This is a genomic window from Cupriavidus metallidurans CH34 (genome assembly GCF_000196015.1).
In the GTDB taxonomy this organism is placed as follows: domain Bacteria; phylum Pseudomonadota; class Gammaproteobacteria; order Burkholderiales; family Burkholderiaceae; genus Cupriavidus; species Cupriavidus metallidurans.
Genome location: NC_007973.1, coordinates 250,361 through 264,351, shown reverse-complemented (window position 1 = coordinate 264,351; position 13,991 = coordinate 250,361). Strand labels below are relative to the sequence as shown.

The 13,991-nt window shown below is 64.6% G+C and carries 16 protein-coding genes; 4 read left to right on the top strand and 12 right to left on the bottom strand.

All coding sequences use genetic code 11. The features are described from left to right. Window positions 1–41: 41 nt before the first annotated feature. The 9 genes from RMET_RS01255 to RMET_RS01215 all read right to left on the bottom strand — a co-directional run bounded on the left by RMET_RS01255 (window position 42) and on the right by RMET_RS01215 (window position 8,701). Window positions 42–347 carry a (2Fe-2S)-binding protein gene (locus tag RMET_RS01255; protein ID WP_011515143.1) on the bottom strand — a complete coding sequence of 102 codons (306 nt, stop codon included), beginning with the start codon at window positions 345–347 and terminating at the stop codon, window positions 42–44. 236 nt (window positions 348–583) lie between these two features. Next, window positions 584–2,341 (bottom strand): phosphoenolpyruvate--protein phosphotransferase, encoded by a 1,758-nt coding sequence (gene ptsP / locus RMET_RS01250; RefSeq protein WP_011515142.1) that lies wholly within the window; start codon window positions 2,339–2,341, stop codon window positions 584–586. A 50-nt stretch (window positions 2,342–2,391) separates the two neighbouring features. Continuing rightward, a complete protein-coding gene (locus tag RMET_RS01245) occupies window positions 2,392–2,661 on the bottom strand; it encodes an HPr family phosphocarrier protein (protein ID WP_008645869.1) in 270 nt (89 codons plus the stop codon). Continuing rightward, the gene (locus RMET_RS01240; protein ID WP_008645870.1) at window positions 2,630–3,085 is read right to left on the bottom strand and encodes a PTS sugar transporter subunit IIA; all 456 of its coding nucleotides are present in this window, start codon (window positions 3,083–3,085) and stop codon (window positions 2,630–2,632) included. Before RMET_RS01240 ends, RMET_RS01245 begins: the two co-directional genes overlap by 32 nt. Before the next feature lie 124 nt (window positions 3,086–3,209). After that, window positions 3,210–4,163, bottom strand: a complete 954-nt coding sequence (gshB, locus tag RMET_RS01235; protein ID WP_011515141.1) for a glutathione synthase — start codon at window positions 4,161–4,163, stop codon at window positions 3,210–3,212. A 24-nt stretch (window positions 4,164–4,187) separates the two neighbouring features. Continuing rightward, window positions 4,188–5,483, bottom strand: a complete 1,296-nt coding sequence (gene gshA / locus RMET_RS01230; RefSeq protein ID WP_011515140.1) for a glutamate--cysteine ligase — start codon at window positions 5,481–5,483, stop codon at window positions 4,188–4,190. Between the two features lie 462 nt (window positions 5,484–5,945). After that, window positions 5,946–7,478 carry an ammonium transporter gene (locus RMET_RS01225; protein ID WP_011515138.1) on the bottom strand — a complete coding sequence of 511 codons (1,533 nt, stop codon included), beginning with the start codon at window positions 7,476–7,478 and terminating at the stop codon, window positions 5,946–5,948. 31 nt (window positions 7,479–7,509) lie between these two features. Next, entirely contained in the window at window positions 7,510–7,848 is a 339-nt protein-coding gene (locus tag RMET_RS01220; RefSeq protein ID WP_008652254.1) for a P-II family nitrogen regulator, read from the bottom strand. Window positions 7,849–7,900: 52 nt separating this feature from the next. Then, the gene (locus RMET_RS01215; RefSeq protein WP_011515137.1) at window positions 7,901–8,701 is read right to left on the bottom strand and encodes a TorF family putative porin; all 801 of its coding nucleotides are present in this window, start codon (window positions 8,699–8,701) and stop codon (window positions 7,901–7,903) included. Between the two features lie 552 nt (window positions 8,702–9,253). Here RMET_RS01215 and RMET_RS01210 point away from each other — a divergent pair. Next, window positions 9,254–9,511: an accessory factor UbiK family protein gene (locus RMET_RS01210; RefSeq protein ID WP_008652257.1), complete on the top strand. Its 258-nt coding sequence runs from the start codon at window positions 9,254–9,256 to the stop codon at window positions 9,509–9,511. 82 nt (window positions 9,512–9,593) lie between these two features. Further along, window positions 9,594–11,132, top strand: a complete 1,539-nt coding sequence (locus RMET_RS01205) for a YifB family Mg chelatase-like AAA ATPase (RefSeq protein ID WP_011515136.1) — start codon at window positions 9,594–9,596, stop codon at window positions 11,130–11,132. A 51-nt stretch (window positions 11,133–11,183) separates the two neighbouring features. On the opposite strand, the gene RMET_RS33475 is transcribed toward RMET_RS01205, so the two are convergent. From RMET_RS33475 to RMET_RS01195, 3 genes are all read right to left on the bottom strand, one after another. After that, the gene (locus tag RMET_RS33475; RefSeq protein ID WP_155877842.1) at window positions 11,184–11,324 is read right to left on the bottom strand and encodes a hypothetical protein; all 141 of its coding nucleotides are present in this window, start codon (window positions 11,322–11,324) and stop codon (window positions 11,184–11,186) included. A gap of 81 nt (window positions 11,325–11,405) precedes the next feature. Beyond that, a complete protein-coding gene (locus RMET_RS01200; RefSeq protein WP_011515135.1) occupies window positions 11,406–12,050 on the bottom strand; it encodes a LysE family transporter in 645 nt (214 codons plus the stop codon). Between the two features lie 42 nt (window positions 12,051–12,092). Continuing rightward, entirely contained in the window at window positions 12,093–12,680 is a 588-nt protein-coding gene (locus RMET_RS01195; RefSeq protein WP_029306767.1) for a hypothetical protein, read from the bottom strand. A gap of 132 nt (window positions 12,681–12,812) precedes the next feature. Here RMET_RS01195 and RMET_RS01190 point away from each other — a divergent pair, with 132 nt between their 5' ends. Both RMET_RS01190 and RMET_RS01185 read left to right on the top strand, forming a co-directional pair. Continuing rightward, window positions 12,813–13,310 (top strand): SoxW family protein, encoded by a 498-nt coding sequence (locus RMET_RS01190; protein WP_011515133.1) that lies wholly within the window; start codon window positions 12,813–12,815, stop codon window positions 13,308–13,310. Window positions 13,311–13,438: 128 nt separating this feature from the next. After that, window positions 13,439–13,978 (top strand): TlpA disulfide reductase family protein, encoded by a 540-nt coding sequence (locus RMET_RS01185; RefSeq protein WP_008652614.1) that lies wholly within the window; start codon window positions 13,439–13,441, stop codon window positions 13,976–13,978. Window positions 13,979–13,991 lie beyond the last annotated feature (13 nt).

Below are 13,991 nucleotides of genomic sequence, written 5' to 3'. Positions count from 1 at the left end.
CTCAATGCACGCGTTCTTTGGGTAATTCTGCGGTATTCGAATCAGGCAACCAGCGCTGTACGCCGGTCGTTCGCGACTGCCGGGTCCCGAGCGTCCATTATGGCATGTGACGTAGTCGTCGAACAGGATGAAATTTCGACAACTTTGATCGTAGCCATACTTGAAGACCTCACGGTCTTCACCGCAGCGACGCCTTCGCACAGCACTTGCTGCGCGCATTCGCGGCAACGGCCGCAGCAGGTCCCAACGCCGAGCGTTTCCGCCAGCTCATCCATCGTCGACACGCCGAGGTGGGCGGCGCCATGGATTTCATGATCGGTGACCTGGTTGCAGATGCAGACGTACACAAAAGCCTCCTTGGGGGCAGCGTCGGCACCGGCATGCCGCACGCGATGAGAGGCAGAATATCAGAGATCAGAAATGATAACAATTCCCATTAATGCACTTGTAACGGACTACCCGCATACATCACAAATCAAGGAATTTAAGCGATTAAAAAGCCACTTCCAGACACGCGAGTGCCGCAAACGACGCCACATTCGCACCCTAAAAACCCTGAAATCTTCAGGGTTTCAGGGTGGCGTCACGCTGTCAGTTGCTTCAACGCGGCCGTAAGCTCGTCCGGTTCATAGCAGTTCAGGATCTGGTCGACCGCCTTGCTCAGGCGCTCGCAGTCCGCATGGATGACTTCCTGCTTCACCCGCAGCAATTGCGCCGGGTGCATCGAGAACTCGCGTAGTCCCATGCCCAGCAGCAGCCGGGTCATCGCCGGATCCCCCGCCATCTCGCCACACACGGCGACGGGCACGCCCGCATGGTTGGCTTCGCGGATCGTCCGGGCAATCAGCTGCAGCACGGCCGGGTGAAGCGGGTCGTAGAGGTGCGCCACGGCATTGTCGGCGCGGTCGATCGCCAGCGTGTACTGGATCAGGTCATTGGTGCCGATGGACAGGAAGTCCATGCGCTTGAGGAACAGCGGCAGCAGCAGCACGGCAGCCGGGATCTCAATCATCGCCCCGACCTTGATACCCGGGTCGTACGGCAGGCCGCGTTCGTCGAGCTGGCGCTTGGCTTGCTCGATCAGGTCCAGCGTCTGGTCGATCTCACCGGCGTGAGCCAGCATCGGGATCAGAATCCGGACCGGGCCGAACGCGGAAGCGCGCAGCAACGCCCGCAACTGGGTCAGGAACATCCCCGGCTCTGACAACGACCAGCGGATCGCGCGCAAACCCAGTGCGGGGTTCAGCGCGGTCTCGAAGTCGTCGCCACGGCCGTCGAGCGGCTTGTCGGCGCCGATGTCGATGGTCCGAATCGTGACCGGCAGCCCGTGCATCGCTTCCACGGCGTTGCGATACGCGTGAAATTGCTCGTCTTCATCCGGCAGCTCGTCGCGCCGGTTCATGAACAGGAATTCGGACCGGAACAGCCCCACCCCGACGGCGCCGGCGGACAGCGCCGCACCGGCATCCTCCGCCATCTCGATATTGGCCAGCAGTTCGATCTCGAGCCCGTCCAGCGTCACCGCCGGCATGTGGCGCAGCCGCTGCAGGCGCTTCTTCTCGAGCGCGCGCTCGCTCTGGCGGTGCCGATACTCTTCGAGAATGATGGCCGACGGATCGACGATCACCAGGCCGGCATCGCCATCGATGATGATCCAGTCGTCCTGACGGATCAGTTCGCTCGCGTTCTTGACGCCCACCGCGGCGGGGATGTCGAGACTGCGCGCGACGATAGCCGTGTGCGATGTACGGCCGCCCAGGTCCGTCACGAAACCGTGGAACACGGTGTGCTTGAACTGGAGCATGTCGGCCGGGCCGATGTCGTGGGCCACCACGATCACCCCCGGCGTGGCCTCGCCATCCGGCGCGAGCGTCGGCACGGGCGCCGGCGCCAGCACGGGCGCTCCGGCCAGCACCTTCAGGATCCGCTCCACCACCTGCTCGATGTCGGCCTTGCGCTCGCGCAGATACTCGTCCTCGATCTCGTCGAACTGACGCATCAGTTCTTCGAGTCGCGTGGTCAGGGCCCACTCGGCGTTATAGCGGCGTTGGAGAATCAGCGTCTCGGGTTCGCGCGACAGGGCCTCGTCGTCGAGGATCATCGCGTGGACATCGAGAAATGCCCCCATTTCCTCCGGCGCGTCGCGCGGCAGGTCACGCTTGAGCGTGATCAGCTCGGCCCGCACCGCGGCGCGTGCCGAACGCAATCGCTCCACCTCGGCTTCGAGCCGGTCTTCATCGACCAGGTAGTGCGACACATCCAGCGCAGCCGGCGCAAGAATATGGGCTCGCCCGATGGCGACCCCACGAGAAACCGGAATGCCGTGCAAGGCAAAGGGCATGAACCGCTCCGTCAGGAACGTTTAGAAAAAGCCTGGATTACCGTCGAACTTCACTCGCCTTCGCCGAAGCGGTTGGCGATCAGCGCCAGCAGCGCATCCATCGCCTCCTGCTCGTCAGGGCCGTCAGTCTCGATCGAGACCGTCGATCCAATTCCGGCTGCCAGCATCATCACGCCCATGATGCTCTTGGCGTCGACCTGGCGGCCGTTACGGGACATCTTGACCTGGCTGTTGAAGCTACCTGCCAACTGCGTGAGCTTGGCGGATGCGCGGGCATGAAGCCCGAGCTTATTGATGATGGTGGTGTCCCTCTGCAGCATATTTGTCGGGATGATTTGCGGTTTGGTTCTGGACGGCGGTCGTGCCGATTTGCAGCACGCCCTGGGCGCCTCCGGCCAAGGCCTTGGTGGCAAGCTGGTCGAGCTTCTCCGTCCGATAGCAGATAGCGCGCACGAGCATCGGCAGGTTGACACCGGCCAGCACCTTGACCCGACCCGGCTCGGCAAGCCGCGCGGCGATATTGGCAGGCGTAGCGCCGAAGATATCGGTCAGCACCAGGGCGCCGTTCTCTTCGCAAACGTCTGCGAGACGCTTCCGCGCCTCGGCCAGCACCGCCGCAGGGTCGGCATCGGCGATAACGTCGATCGCCTCCACCCGCTGCGGCTGGCCGCAGTAGACGTGGCCAGCGCAATCGCGCAGCGCCGAAGCCAGTGGCGCATGAGCGATGATCAGAATTCCTGCCATGATGGTGAATCCGTTGGACTGCCCGAATTGTAGCAGGCAGCCTGACCGCCCAATCCGCAGCCCCGCCCGCCGCGCCAACTGTGGCGCCTGAACATCGGCGGCGACCGGCGGCGGTTGGAGACCGTCAGCGACGGTCGGCGGCTACAGCCTGCTCCAGCGCGTCGATGAACATGCCTGCGACATTGAAACCGGTCTGCTGGGCGATCTCCTGAAAACAGGTCGGACTCGTCACATTTACTTCGGTCAGGTAGTCGCCGATCACGTCCAGCCCTACCAGCAGCAAGCCCTGCTTCCAAAGTCCGGGCGCCAGGGTTTCGGCGATCTCGCGATCGCGCGCGCTCAACTCCTGCGCCCGCCCCACCCCGCCGGCGGCCAGGTTGCCGCGAATCTCGGTGCCCTGCGGAATCCGCGCCAGCGAATACGGCACCGGCTTGCCGCCGATCAGCAGAATGCGCTTGTCGCCGTCCTTGATCGCCGGGATATAGCGCTGGACCATCAGCGTGCGCGCGCCATTGTCGCCAAGCGTCTCGACGATCGCACCCAGGTTCATGGCGTCGGCGCCTACCCGGAACACACCCATGCCGCCCATGCCGTCCAGCGGCTTGACGATGATGTCCTTATGCTCGGCATGGAATTCGCGGATCCGGCCGGCATCGCGCGTCACCAGCGTCGGCGTGATGAACTGCGGATGCTGGCCGATCGCCAGTTTCTCCGAGTGGTCCCGAATCGCGCGCGGCTTGTTGAAGACGCGCGCGCCCTGCGCCTCGGCCAGTTCCAGCAACCAGGTGCTGGTCACGTACTCCATGTCGAACGGCGGATCCTTGCGCATCAGCACCGCATCGAACGCGGACAGCGGCATCAGCGCGGCATCGCCCAGCCGGTACCAGGCCTGGGCGTCGTCGGTCAGCTCCAGCGGCCGCACCATTGCCTCCACGACGTTGGCCGACAGCGAAAGCTGCGATTGCAGGCAGAAGAACAGCTCGTGCCCGCGCGCCGCCGCCTCGGTCATCATGGCGAAGGTGGAGTCCTTGTAGGTCTTGAAGGTCTCCAGCGGGTCGGTAATGAACAGAATGCGCATGGTGGATTGCAGGGGCGTTACGAATCAGAGGATCGGATTCGGGTCGGTCTTCTCGAGTTCCAGCGACGCGGCCAGCAGGGCCAGGCGCGCCACCACGCCATACATGTAGAAGCGGTTCGGCACGGCCGCGCCCGGCTTGGCGTGGCTGTCCGGCATACCGTTCGGCGCGAAGGCCAGCGGCACGAAGTGCATGCCCGGCGCGTTCAGGTTCTCGTCGATGCCACGGCCCGTGTGCACGCGGTAGAAGCCGCCCACCACGTAGCGGTCGATCATGTAGACCACCGGCTCCGCCACCGCGTCGTTGACCTTTTCGAAGGTGTGCACACCTTCCTGGATGATGACGTCGGAGACCTCGAGGCCCTCCTTCACGACACTCATCTTGTTGCGCTCCTTGCGGTTCAGGCCCTTCACCTCGGACGGGTCGCGCACGGTCATGATGCCCATGCCGTAGGTGCCGGCGTCGGCCTTGACCACCACGTAGGGCGTTTCCTTGATGCCGTACTCGCGGTACTTTTTCGCGATCTTCTTGAGCACGCCTTCCACCGCGTCAGCCAGCTCTTCCTCGCCGATGCGCTCATGGAAATTCACGCCAGTCTGCCGCGCGAAATACGGATTCACCATCCACGGGTCGATGTCGATCAGCTTGGCGAACTTCTTGGCCACCTCGTCATAGGCGGCGAAGTGGCTGCTCTTGCGGCGGGTGGACCAGCCGGCATGCAACGGCGGCAGCAGGTACTGCTCGTTGATGTTCTCCAGGATCGGCGGAATCCCGGCCGACAGGTCGTTATTCAGCAGGATCGAGCAAGGATCGAAATCCTTCAGGCCCAGCCGGCGGCCCTTGGCGCCAAGGCGCGCGAGCGGCTCCACCACCAGCGTCTGGCCGTCGGGCAGCTCGATCGGCGTGGGTTCGGTGATTTCCTCGGACAGCGAGCCCAGGCGCACATTGAGGCCCGCCTGGCGCATGATCAGCGACAGCCGCGCCACGTTCTGCAGATAGAACATGTTGCGGGTGTGGCGCTCGGGAATCAGCAGCAGGTTCTTGGCGTCCGGGCAGATCTTCTCGATCGCGGCCATGGCGGCCTGGACCGCCAGCGGCAGCATTTCGGGCGCGAGGTTGTTGAAACCGCCCGGGAACAGGTTGGTGTCGACCGGCGCCAGCTTGAAGCCGGCGTTGCGCAGGTCCACGGAACAATAGAACGGCGGAGTATGCTCCTGCCATTCCAGCCTGAACCAGCGCTCGATGGACGGTGTGGCGTCCAGGATCTTCTTCTCGAGTTCGAGCAGCGGACCGTTCAGCGCGGTGATGAGATGCGGGACCATATCCATCCTAATGAATCAGCTTTATTGTCCGCCCCGATTGTAGTGGAACGGCCACGAGGCTGCAGGCCCGCCCTGAATAAGCATATGCGGAGCCCAGCATAAGGGATCTGGATATGGGGATGTTTGACGCATTTCAAAGGTCCGGAGACCATGCGCCGCCCCATGGGTGCTACATGCGTGCTCCATGGGCAAAAAAAAGCGCGACATGGCGTCGCGCTTTCAAATGGCCTGACAGATACGGGGAGCGTTCTGCAGGTGGAGGAAACTGCCTCACTGGCACTCTATGCCCCGCAGGCATTAAAGACAATTGAGACTTTTTAAGATCCGATTTAAGCACCCTGCGAATACTGACACCCGTTTGAGGGGCGAGCCCGAGAATAAAAAAGCCCCGGCACATGGCCGGGGCGAAACTCCTGAGAGAAGATTCCCAATCAGCTCTCCAGCACAACACCTTGGCAGATATCAGACCTCATACGCGGTTTCACCGTGCGAGGTGATATCCAGACCTTCGCGCTCTTCCTCTTCCGGCACGCGCAGGCCAATCAGCATATCGATCAGCTTGTAGGCCACCAGCGCGACCACGCCGGACCAGACGATCGTGGTCAGCACACCTTCGAACTGGATCCAGACCTGACCGGCGATCGAGTAGTCGTCGGCCACCTTGTTGGCAACGTAGTCATAGATGCCCGTACCGCCCAGGCTCGGCGCGGCGAACACACCGGTCAGCAGCGCGCCGAGAATACCGCCCACGCCGTGCACACCGAACACGTCCAGCGAATCGTCCATGCCCAGCAGGCGCTTCAGACCGGTCACGCCCCACAGGCACAGCAGGCCGGCGATCAGGCCCATCGCGATCGAGCCCATCGGGCCAACGAAGCCGGCGGCCGGGGTAATCGCCACCAGGCCGGCGACAGCCCCCGAGGCGCCACCGAGCATCGACGGCTTGCCCTTGCCGATCCACTCGCCGAAGGTCCAGGAAACCACCGCGGCGGCCGTGGCCAACAGCGTGTTGACGAAGGCCAGCGCGGCGCTGCCGTTGGCTTCCAGGGCCGAACCGGCGTTGAAGCCGAACCAGCCGAACCACAGCAGCGAGGCGCCCACCATCGTGAAGGTCAGGCTGTGCGGGCGGATCGCTTCACGACCGAAGCCGATGCGCTTGCCGAACATGAACGCGCCCACCAGACCGGCCACGGCCGCGTTGATGTGCACCACCGTGCCGCCCGCGAAATCGAGCGCGCCCTTCTGGAACAGCCAGCCGGCCTTGGCGGTGGCGGCGGTGCCTGCGGCGGCGTCGGTGTACGCATCCGGGCCGGGCCAGAACCAGACCATGTGGGCCATCGGGATGTAGGCGAACGTGAACCAGAGGACCACGAAGACCAGCACCGCTGAGAACTTGGCGCGCTCGGCGAAGGCGCCGATGATCAGGCTGCAAGTGATCGCCGCGAACGCGCACTGGAACGCGAAGTAGCCCAGTTCCGGCACCACCACGCCCTTGCTGAACGTGGCGGCCACGGCATCGACCGTCAGGCCCTTCATGAACAGACGGTCCGTGCCACCGAAGAAGGCGTTGCCCTCCGTGAACGCGAAGCTATAGCCGTAGATGGCCCACAGGATCGAGATCACCGAGAAGATCATCAGGCACTGCATCAGCACCGACAGCATGTTCTTCGAGCGGACCAGGCCACCGTAGAACAGCGCCAGGCCCGGCAGCGTCATCAGGATCACGAATGTGGTGGAGACCAGCAGCCAGGCCGTGTCGCCCTTGTTGGGCACCGGGGCAGCCGGCGCGGCGGCAGCTTCGGCGGGCGCCGCGGCAGGCGTGGCCGCAGCCGGTGCTGCAACGGCGGCTGCGGGGGTTGCGGACGCCGTCGCGGCCGATGCTTCCGCGGCGGGCTTGTCCTGCGCCACGGCGTGGGTGGAGAGGCCGAGACCGGCCGTGCCGAGCGCCAGCGTCATCGCGCCGGCCGTCAGGATTCGCTTGAACCAGGTTTTCATTTGCTTAACCTCTTTCCGGGGGTGTCTCGTGTCACAGTGCATCGCCGCCGGTCTCGCCGGTGCGGATGCGAATGACTTGTTCTATGGGTGCGACGAAGATCTTGCCGTCGCCGATCTTGCCGGTGCGGGCCGACTTCTCCACGGCCTCGATGGCTCGCTCCACCACTTCGTCGGGCACCGCCACCTCGATCTTCACCTTGGGAAGGAAGTCGACGATGTATTCGGCGCCGCGATACAGCTCCGTGTGGCCTTTCTGCCGGCCGAAGCCCTTGACCTCGGTCACGGTGATCCCGGACACGCCCACATCGGAGAGCGCCTCGCGCACCTCGTCGAGCTTGAACGGCTTGATGACTGCAATGATGAGTTTCATCGGTTATCTCCTCTGGACGGGCCAGCTTCGGCCCACCCTGACTGACGCGCAATTAGAAAGTCTTGGAAAGCGAGACCCACGCGGTGTTGTTGCCCACGTTGTGGTTATAGCTGTTCGTGTAGAACGACTCCTTCGCATTGGTGCCGATGTAGGCCACCGCCAGCGCGAAGCCCTTGCCCAGGTCCTTCGTCAGGCCGACCTTCCAGTCCAGATAGGAAGCGGCGCTGTTGTGCTGGACGTTCTGGTAGCCAAGGTGCGCGTTCAGCGTCAGGTCCCACACGTTCAGCGGATAGTTGAAGGCGAGGTCGATGTAGCTGCTGTACTGGCTGTTGGCGATCCCGAACAGGTTGGTCACGGCCTGCGAGTACTTCAGGAACACCGGGCCATAGCCGATGCCCGCGTACAGTTCGGTGGTGTACGGGCGCGGGTTGGAGTAGCCGCCCGGGTAGAAGTACTGCAGCACGCCGACGTCATAGTTGAACTCCAGGTCGCTCATCTTGAACGTGTTCTTGAAACCACCATAGAAGTCCATCTCGACCGGCGCCGACACGCTCTTGTCGGCGTCCGAGATCCAGCTGATGGTGGAGTTCCAGTTGCCGATGTAGAAGCCGCTCTCATGGGCATAGTCGAACCCGCCCTGGATGGCCGGACGGCGGTTGGTCTGGCTGAGACCGCGATAGCGGTAGTCAGAGACCAGCGACACGTTGGCCGTGATCGTGTGGGGCGATGCCGGCTCGGCGGCGGGTGCGGCTGCCGGCGCTGCCGCCTCCGGCGCGCTCTGTGCGAACGCAACGGAGGTGGCAAGGCTGAACAGGGCCGCAGCGGCGCTGACTGCGAGGCTCGACTTCTTCATCGGTTTTTCTCCTTTTCCTTTAGGTTCTTCGCTGGCTCGAGGGTGAGAGGCTGCTGTTTGTGCACAGCGTTATGGTGTGGACGCTCCCGGTTGCTGTACTGCAACACCCGTGCCAGCTCATGGCCATCGCCCTGCGACAGCGTTGATTGCCCAGTCAGAAAACGTCGACAAGCGGTGTCCGAACCACTTTGACGACAATACCGGGCGACATGTATTTGCCGCCCGAAGGATCGAAAAACCGCTAAAAAATGTGCGCTGGCGTTGCCGGAGCTTTCATGGCGGCCGCCGAAGCGCCATAATCCGCGTCATGCAAGGTCAAGTGCCGCGTGCTTGGCGTACGAGCACCCGACGGCTGGCATGGCACGGCGTGTCAGACACCCACCGGGGCGCTACGCCCCAGAGCAGTGCATCTGCGCGACAGGGATGCCCGCCGAGCGCCGCGATGCGACGCCCCACCACGGTGCAGACATGGTGAATGGGGCGCAGCCGCCCGCCATGCGCACGCCGGCCTGACCCGAATCATTCGAAATTGGTCACCACAGGAGTTCCACCATGAAACCGACCGATCTCTTCAACGACCTGCAGAGCAAGGTCAGCGAAGCGCTGCGCAACTCGCCGGCCAAGGACATCGAAAAAAACGTGCGCAGCATGATGACGCAGGGCTTCGCGCGCCTTGACCTGGTCACGCGCGAGGAATTCGACGTCCAGTCGCAGGTGCTGGCCCGCACCCGCGCCCGACTGGAGGAACTTGAGGCCCGCGTGGCAGAACTCGAGCGCCGCGTTGGCGGCACGCCAACCGGCGGAGCATGACGCCGCGTCCACGGCACCCCGTTCAATGCCAGAAAGGCCACCGGATCCCGGTGGCCTTTTTCGTTAACACTTCCGCAAAGATATGAGCCTAGCCGTCCTGCGCAGCCGCGCCCTGACTGGAATCGAGGCACCGCCCGTCTCCGTCGAAATCCACCTCGCGAACGGGTTGCCCGCCTTCAATATCGTCGGGCTGGCCGATACCGAAGTCCGCGAGAGCCGCGAGCGCGTGCGCGCGGCACTGCTCAACAGCGAGTTCGAATTTCCCAACCGGCGCATCACGGTCAACCTGGCGCCCGCCGATCTGCCCAAGGAGTCCGGTCGTTTCGACCTGGCGATTGCGCTGGGCATCCTGGCGGCCAGCGGGCAGTTGCAGGCCGATACGCTCGACGCCTTCGAGTTCGCCGGCGAGCTTTCGCTGGCGGGAGATCTGCGCCCGGTACGCGGCGCGCTCGCGATGGCAATGGGACTGGCCCGCGACAACGCCCGACGCGTAGCAGAGGATCGCCCGCCGCGCGCCTTCGTCGTCGCCAGCGAGAATGGCGCGGAAGCGGCCCTGGTCGAAGCCGTGATCGTCCATGCCGGCGCGACACTGCGCGACGTCTGCCATCACATCGGCCTGCTTCCCGAGCGGCCGCTGCCGCGCGCCCGGCCGCCAGCCCGGGTTGAGGCATCCGCCGATGGCCCCGATATGCGCGACGTTCGCGGCCAGGCACAAGCCCGACGCGCCATGGAGATCGCCGCCGCGGGTCAGCACTCCGTACTGCTGGTCGGCCCGCCCGGCACCGGCAAATCGATGCTGGCCCAGCGCTTCCCTGCCCTGCTGCCGCCGATGACCGAGGCCGAAGCGCTCGAGGCAGCGGCCGTGCAGAGCCTGACCTCGGGCGGCTTCCACCCGTCCCGCTGGGGCCATCGCCCGTTCCGCAGCCCGCACCATACGGCCAGCGCGCCTGCCCTGGTCGGCGGGGGCGCCTCGCCACGCCCCGGAGAAATATCGCTGGCGCATCACGGCGTGCTCTTTCTCGACGAACTGCCCGAGTTTGAACGGCGCGTGCTCGAAGTCCTGCGCGAGCCGCTCGAAACCGGCCGCATCACGATCTCGCGTGCCGCCGGGCAGGCCGATTTCCCGGCGCGCTTCCAGTTCGTGGCGGCGATGAATCCCTGCCCTTGCGGCTACCTCGGACACCCCACCCGCATGTGCCGCTGCACGCCGGATCAGGTGCAGCGCTACCAGTCACGCCTGTCGGGCCCGCTGCTCGATCGCGTGGACCTGCAGATCGAAGTGCCCGCCCAGAGCCAGCAGGAAATGTTCGATGGACAGCCAGGCGAGCCGAGCCAGACCGTGCGCGCCCGCGCCGTCGTCGCACGCGAACGTCAATTGACACGACAGGGCACGCCGAACAGCGAACTAGCTGGTCGCGCGATCGAGACACACTGCCCACTCGACAACGAGGCCCGAACGCTGCTGCGCGACGCGATGCAGAAGCTGGGATGGTCGGCGCGCGCGTACTTCCGGGTGCTCAAGGTAGCCAGAACGATCGCGGACCTGGATGGCGCGGAGGTTCTGACAGCCGGCCACGTGGCCGAGGCGATTCAGTACCGGCGCGTGCTGCGAACCGCCTAAGAAAAAATGACGAGGCCCGCAAACGCGGGCCTCGTCATTTTCAGCTTCCACTCAAACCGGTGGCTCCACCGGTGGCGGTGGCGGTTCCTCGATCGGCGGCTGGTCGGCGGGGAAGCCGGGCGGCGTCGGCTCACCCGGTGGAGGCTCCCGATGGGCGCGATACGTGGTTTGCAGGTGGGCGACGGCAGGCATCGGGGTTCTCCATAGATTCCTGATCACTCCCTATTGAAGCAAACCTGTCGACTGCGCGCCACCCGCCCTCGCCATCAACGCTCAGGCGTGATGACGCCGGACAAAGAACAGCGCGGTGCCCACGGCCACCAGCACGCTGCCGAAGAAGCGGTTTTGCCAGCGCACGGCACGCGCGTTGCGGAACAGGCCCTGCATGCGCGACGCCAGTAGCGCATAGCCGTGCATCACGATCAGGTCCACAAAGCACATCGTCGCCGCCAGGATAGCCAGTTGCAGCCCGAGCGCATGCGTCGGGTCGATGAACTGCGGCAGCACGGCCACCATGAAGATGATGCCCTTGGGGTTGGTGACGTTCGTCAGCAGCCCCGTGGCGAAGCGCCGGCGCCGGCTCATGATGGTCACGCGCACCGTCTTGTCCTCGCTGTTCTGCGGGTTCGTCTCAACCTTGGCACGCCACTGCTGGATACCCAGGTAGATCAGATACATCGCGCCAATCGTCTTGACCACCAGGAATGCTTCTTCGGACGCCAGCAGCAGTGCGCCAAGTCCACCGCCTGCGATCAGCAGGATGATCACCAGGCCGGTCTGCAGGCCCAGAATCGTCGTCGACGTCTTCTTCAGGCCGTATGACAGGCCGTGGCTCATCGACAGCACGGCGCCCGAACCGGGCGAGACAGCGATCACCCAGCACGCGGCAAAATAGGCCAGCCAGACTTCCCAACGCATGACGAACTCCTTGATTGACTACCTGAAAGACTTGGAACGGATTTAGAACGGGTGAAAACCGGTGAGGAACTGCTCGACCTGCTCGGCCTGGCGCGCATCCTTCGCCGCATCGCCGGCCTCGAGCACCACTGCCTGATAGACACGCGAGCCGGACGCCACCAGCCGCGCGGTCAGTCGGCGCGGTGATTTGTCCTGGGGCGATATGCCAGCGACGGTCACCTCCACGCCGTCCAGCGCGACGGGGGGCTGCCCCGCCGACATGACCGTGACCGGACGCGAGCGCGCGGGGCTGTCGGGATGCGCACCAAGGTTGCCTACCAGTCCGGCCTGCATCGACGCCAGCGCCTCACGCCGTAGCCCCGCATCGTCGGCGGGAAGGGAAACCACGCCGACGGCGAACAACGTGTTGTCGATCCGGGCTGCCTCCATGCGCATCGGCAACTGGCGCCCGGCGATCGCCACATCGCGCGCGGCGCTGGTCGGCTTGTCCGGATATAGCGCCGCATACTGCCCTTCGTTCGAGACGATGGTGCGCCAGTCATAGCGCGGCGAGCAGCCGGCCAGGGCCAGCAGCACGATGGCAATCAGCAGGGGAACGCGAGGGGCAGGTCGGGGGCTGGGGCGGCGCATGGGGGATGTCGGCGCAATCTGGCGCAAGCCGGTATTATCCGGGAAGCCGCGCACGTTCGCACCAGATGCGCACGAAATCAAATGCGGCGACGTCTTCACCAAGTTCTCACGAATACCCACCGACGCCCCAGCATGACGCCCCGCTCGCCCCTGCTTCGCACCGTTCTGCATGGTCTCGCCGCGCTGTTGCTGCTGGTGGGCCCGGCCGTGTCGATGGCGGCAAGCCATCTGCCGCCCGTCACCGACATCGCCGCCCAATCCGCCGACGCCGCGAAACAGGGCGGGCCGCTGGTCGTGCTGGTCAGCTTGCCCGGCTGCACGTATTGCGAGACCGCCCGCCGCAACTATCTGGCGCCACAGGCAGCCGCCGGCGAGATCACCGCGCGCGAGCTCGACATGACGGCCGACACGCCGCTGCGCGACGCCGACGGCACCATGACCACCGCAAAACAATGGGCACGCGCCCACAACATCACGGTGGCCCCGACCGTCCTGTTCCTGGATCGCAACGGCCGCAACCTGGCCAGCCCGCTGCGCGGCCTGCAGCCGGACTTCTACGGCGCTTACCTCGAACAAGCCGTGGATACGGCACGTGCCAAGCTCACCGAAGGGCTGGCGGCGTCCAAGTAGTCAATCACCAGAAAATGCGGCGGAATGCCGCAGATAGTGCGCATTTGATCCGGCTTGCCACTGCCGGCTAACAGCGGCAGTAGAATAGCCGCTGTCTGTAGATGGCCTCCCCTCGGGACCGTAACCCCATGTCGAATTCCGCCACCCCTGCCACACCTTCGAGCAAGAAGCGCTGGCCGATCGCTGTAGCCGTTGTCATCGTCGCGCTGCTCGGCTTCTTCGGCTACCGCGCCATGACGCCCGCGAATACGGTCCCCGACGCCACCTTCACGCTACTTTCGGGCGAAAAGCTCAGCACTGGCGACCTGAAGGGCAAGGTCTACCTGATCAACTTCTGGGCCACAAGCTGCGCCACGTGCGTCAAGGAAATGCCTCAGATGGTCAGCACCTACAAGCAGTTCAAGGACAAGGGGCTGGACTTCGTGGCGGTGGCGATGAACTACGACCCGCCGATGTACGTGATGAACTACGCCAAGACCCGTGAACTGCCATTCAAGGTGGCGATGGACGCCGACGGCGCGGCGGCCAAGGCCTTCGGCAACGTCCAGCTCACGCCGACGACCTTCGTGGTGGACAAGAACGGCAAGATTCTCAAGCGCTACGTGGGCGAGCCTGAGTGGGACGCCCTGCACAAGCTGCTCGACGGCGCACTGGCCAACGCGGCCTGAACAACGCCAAACC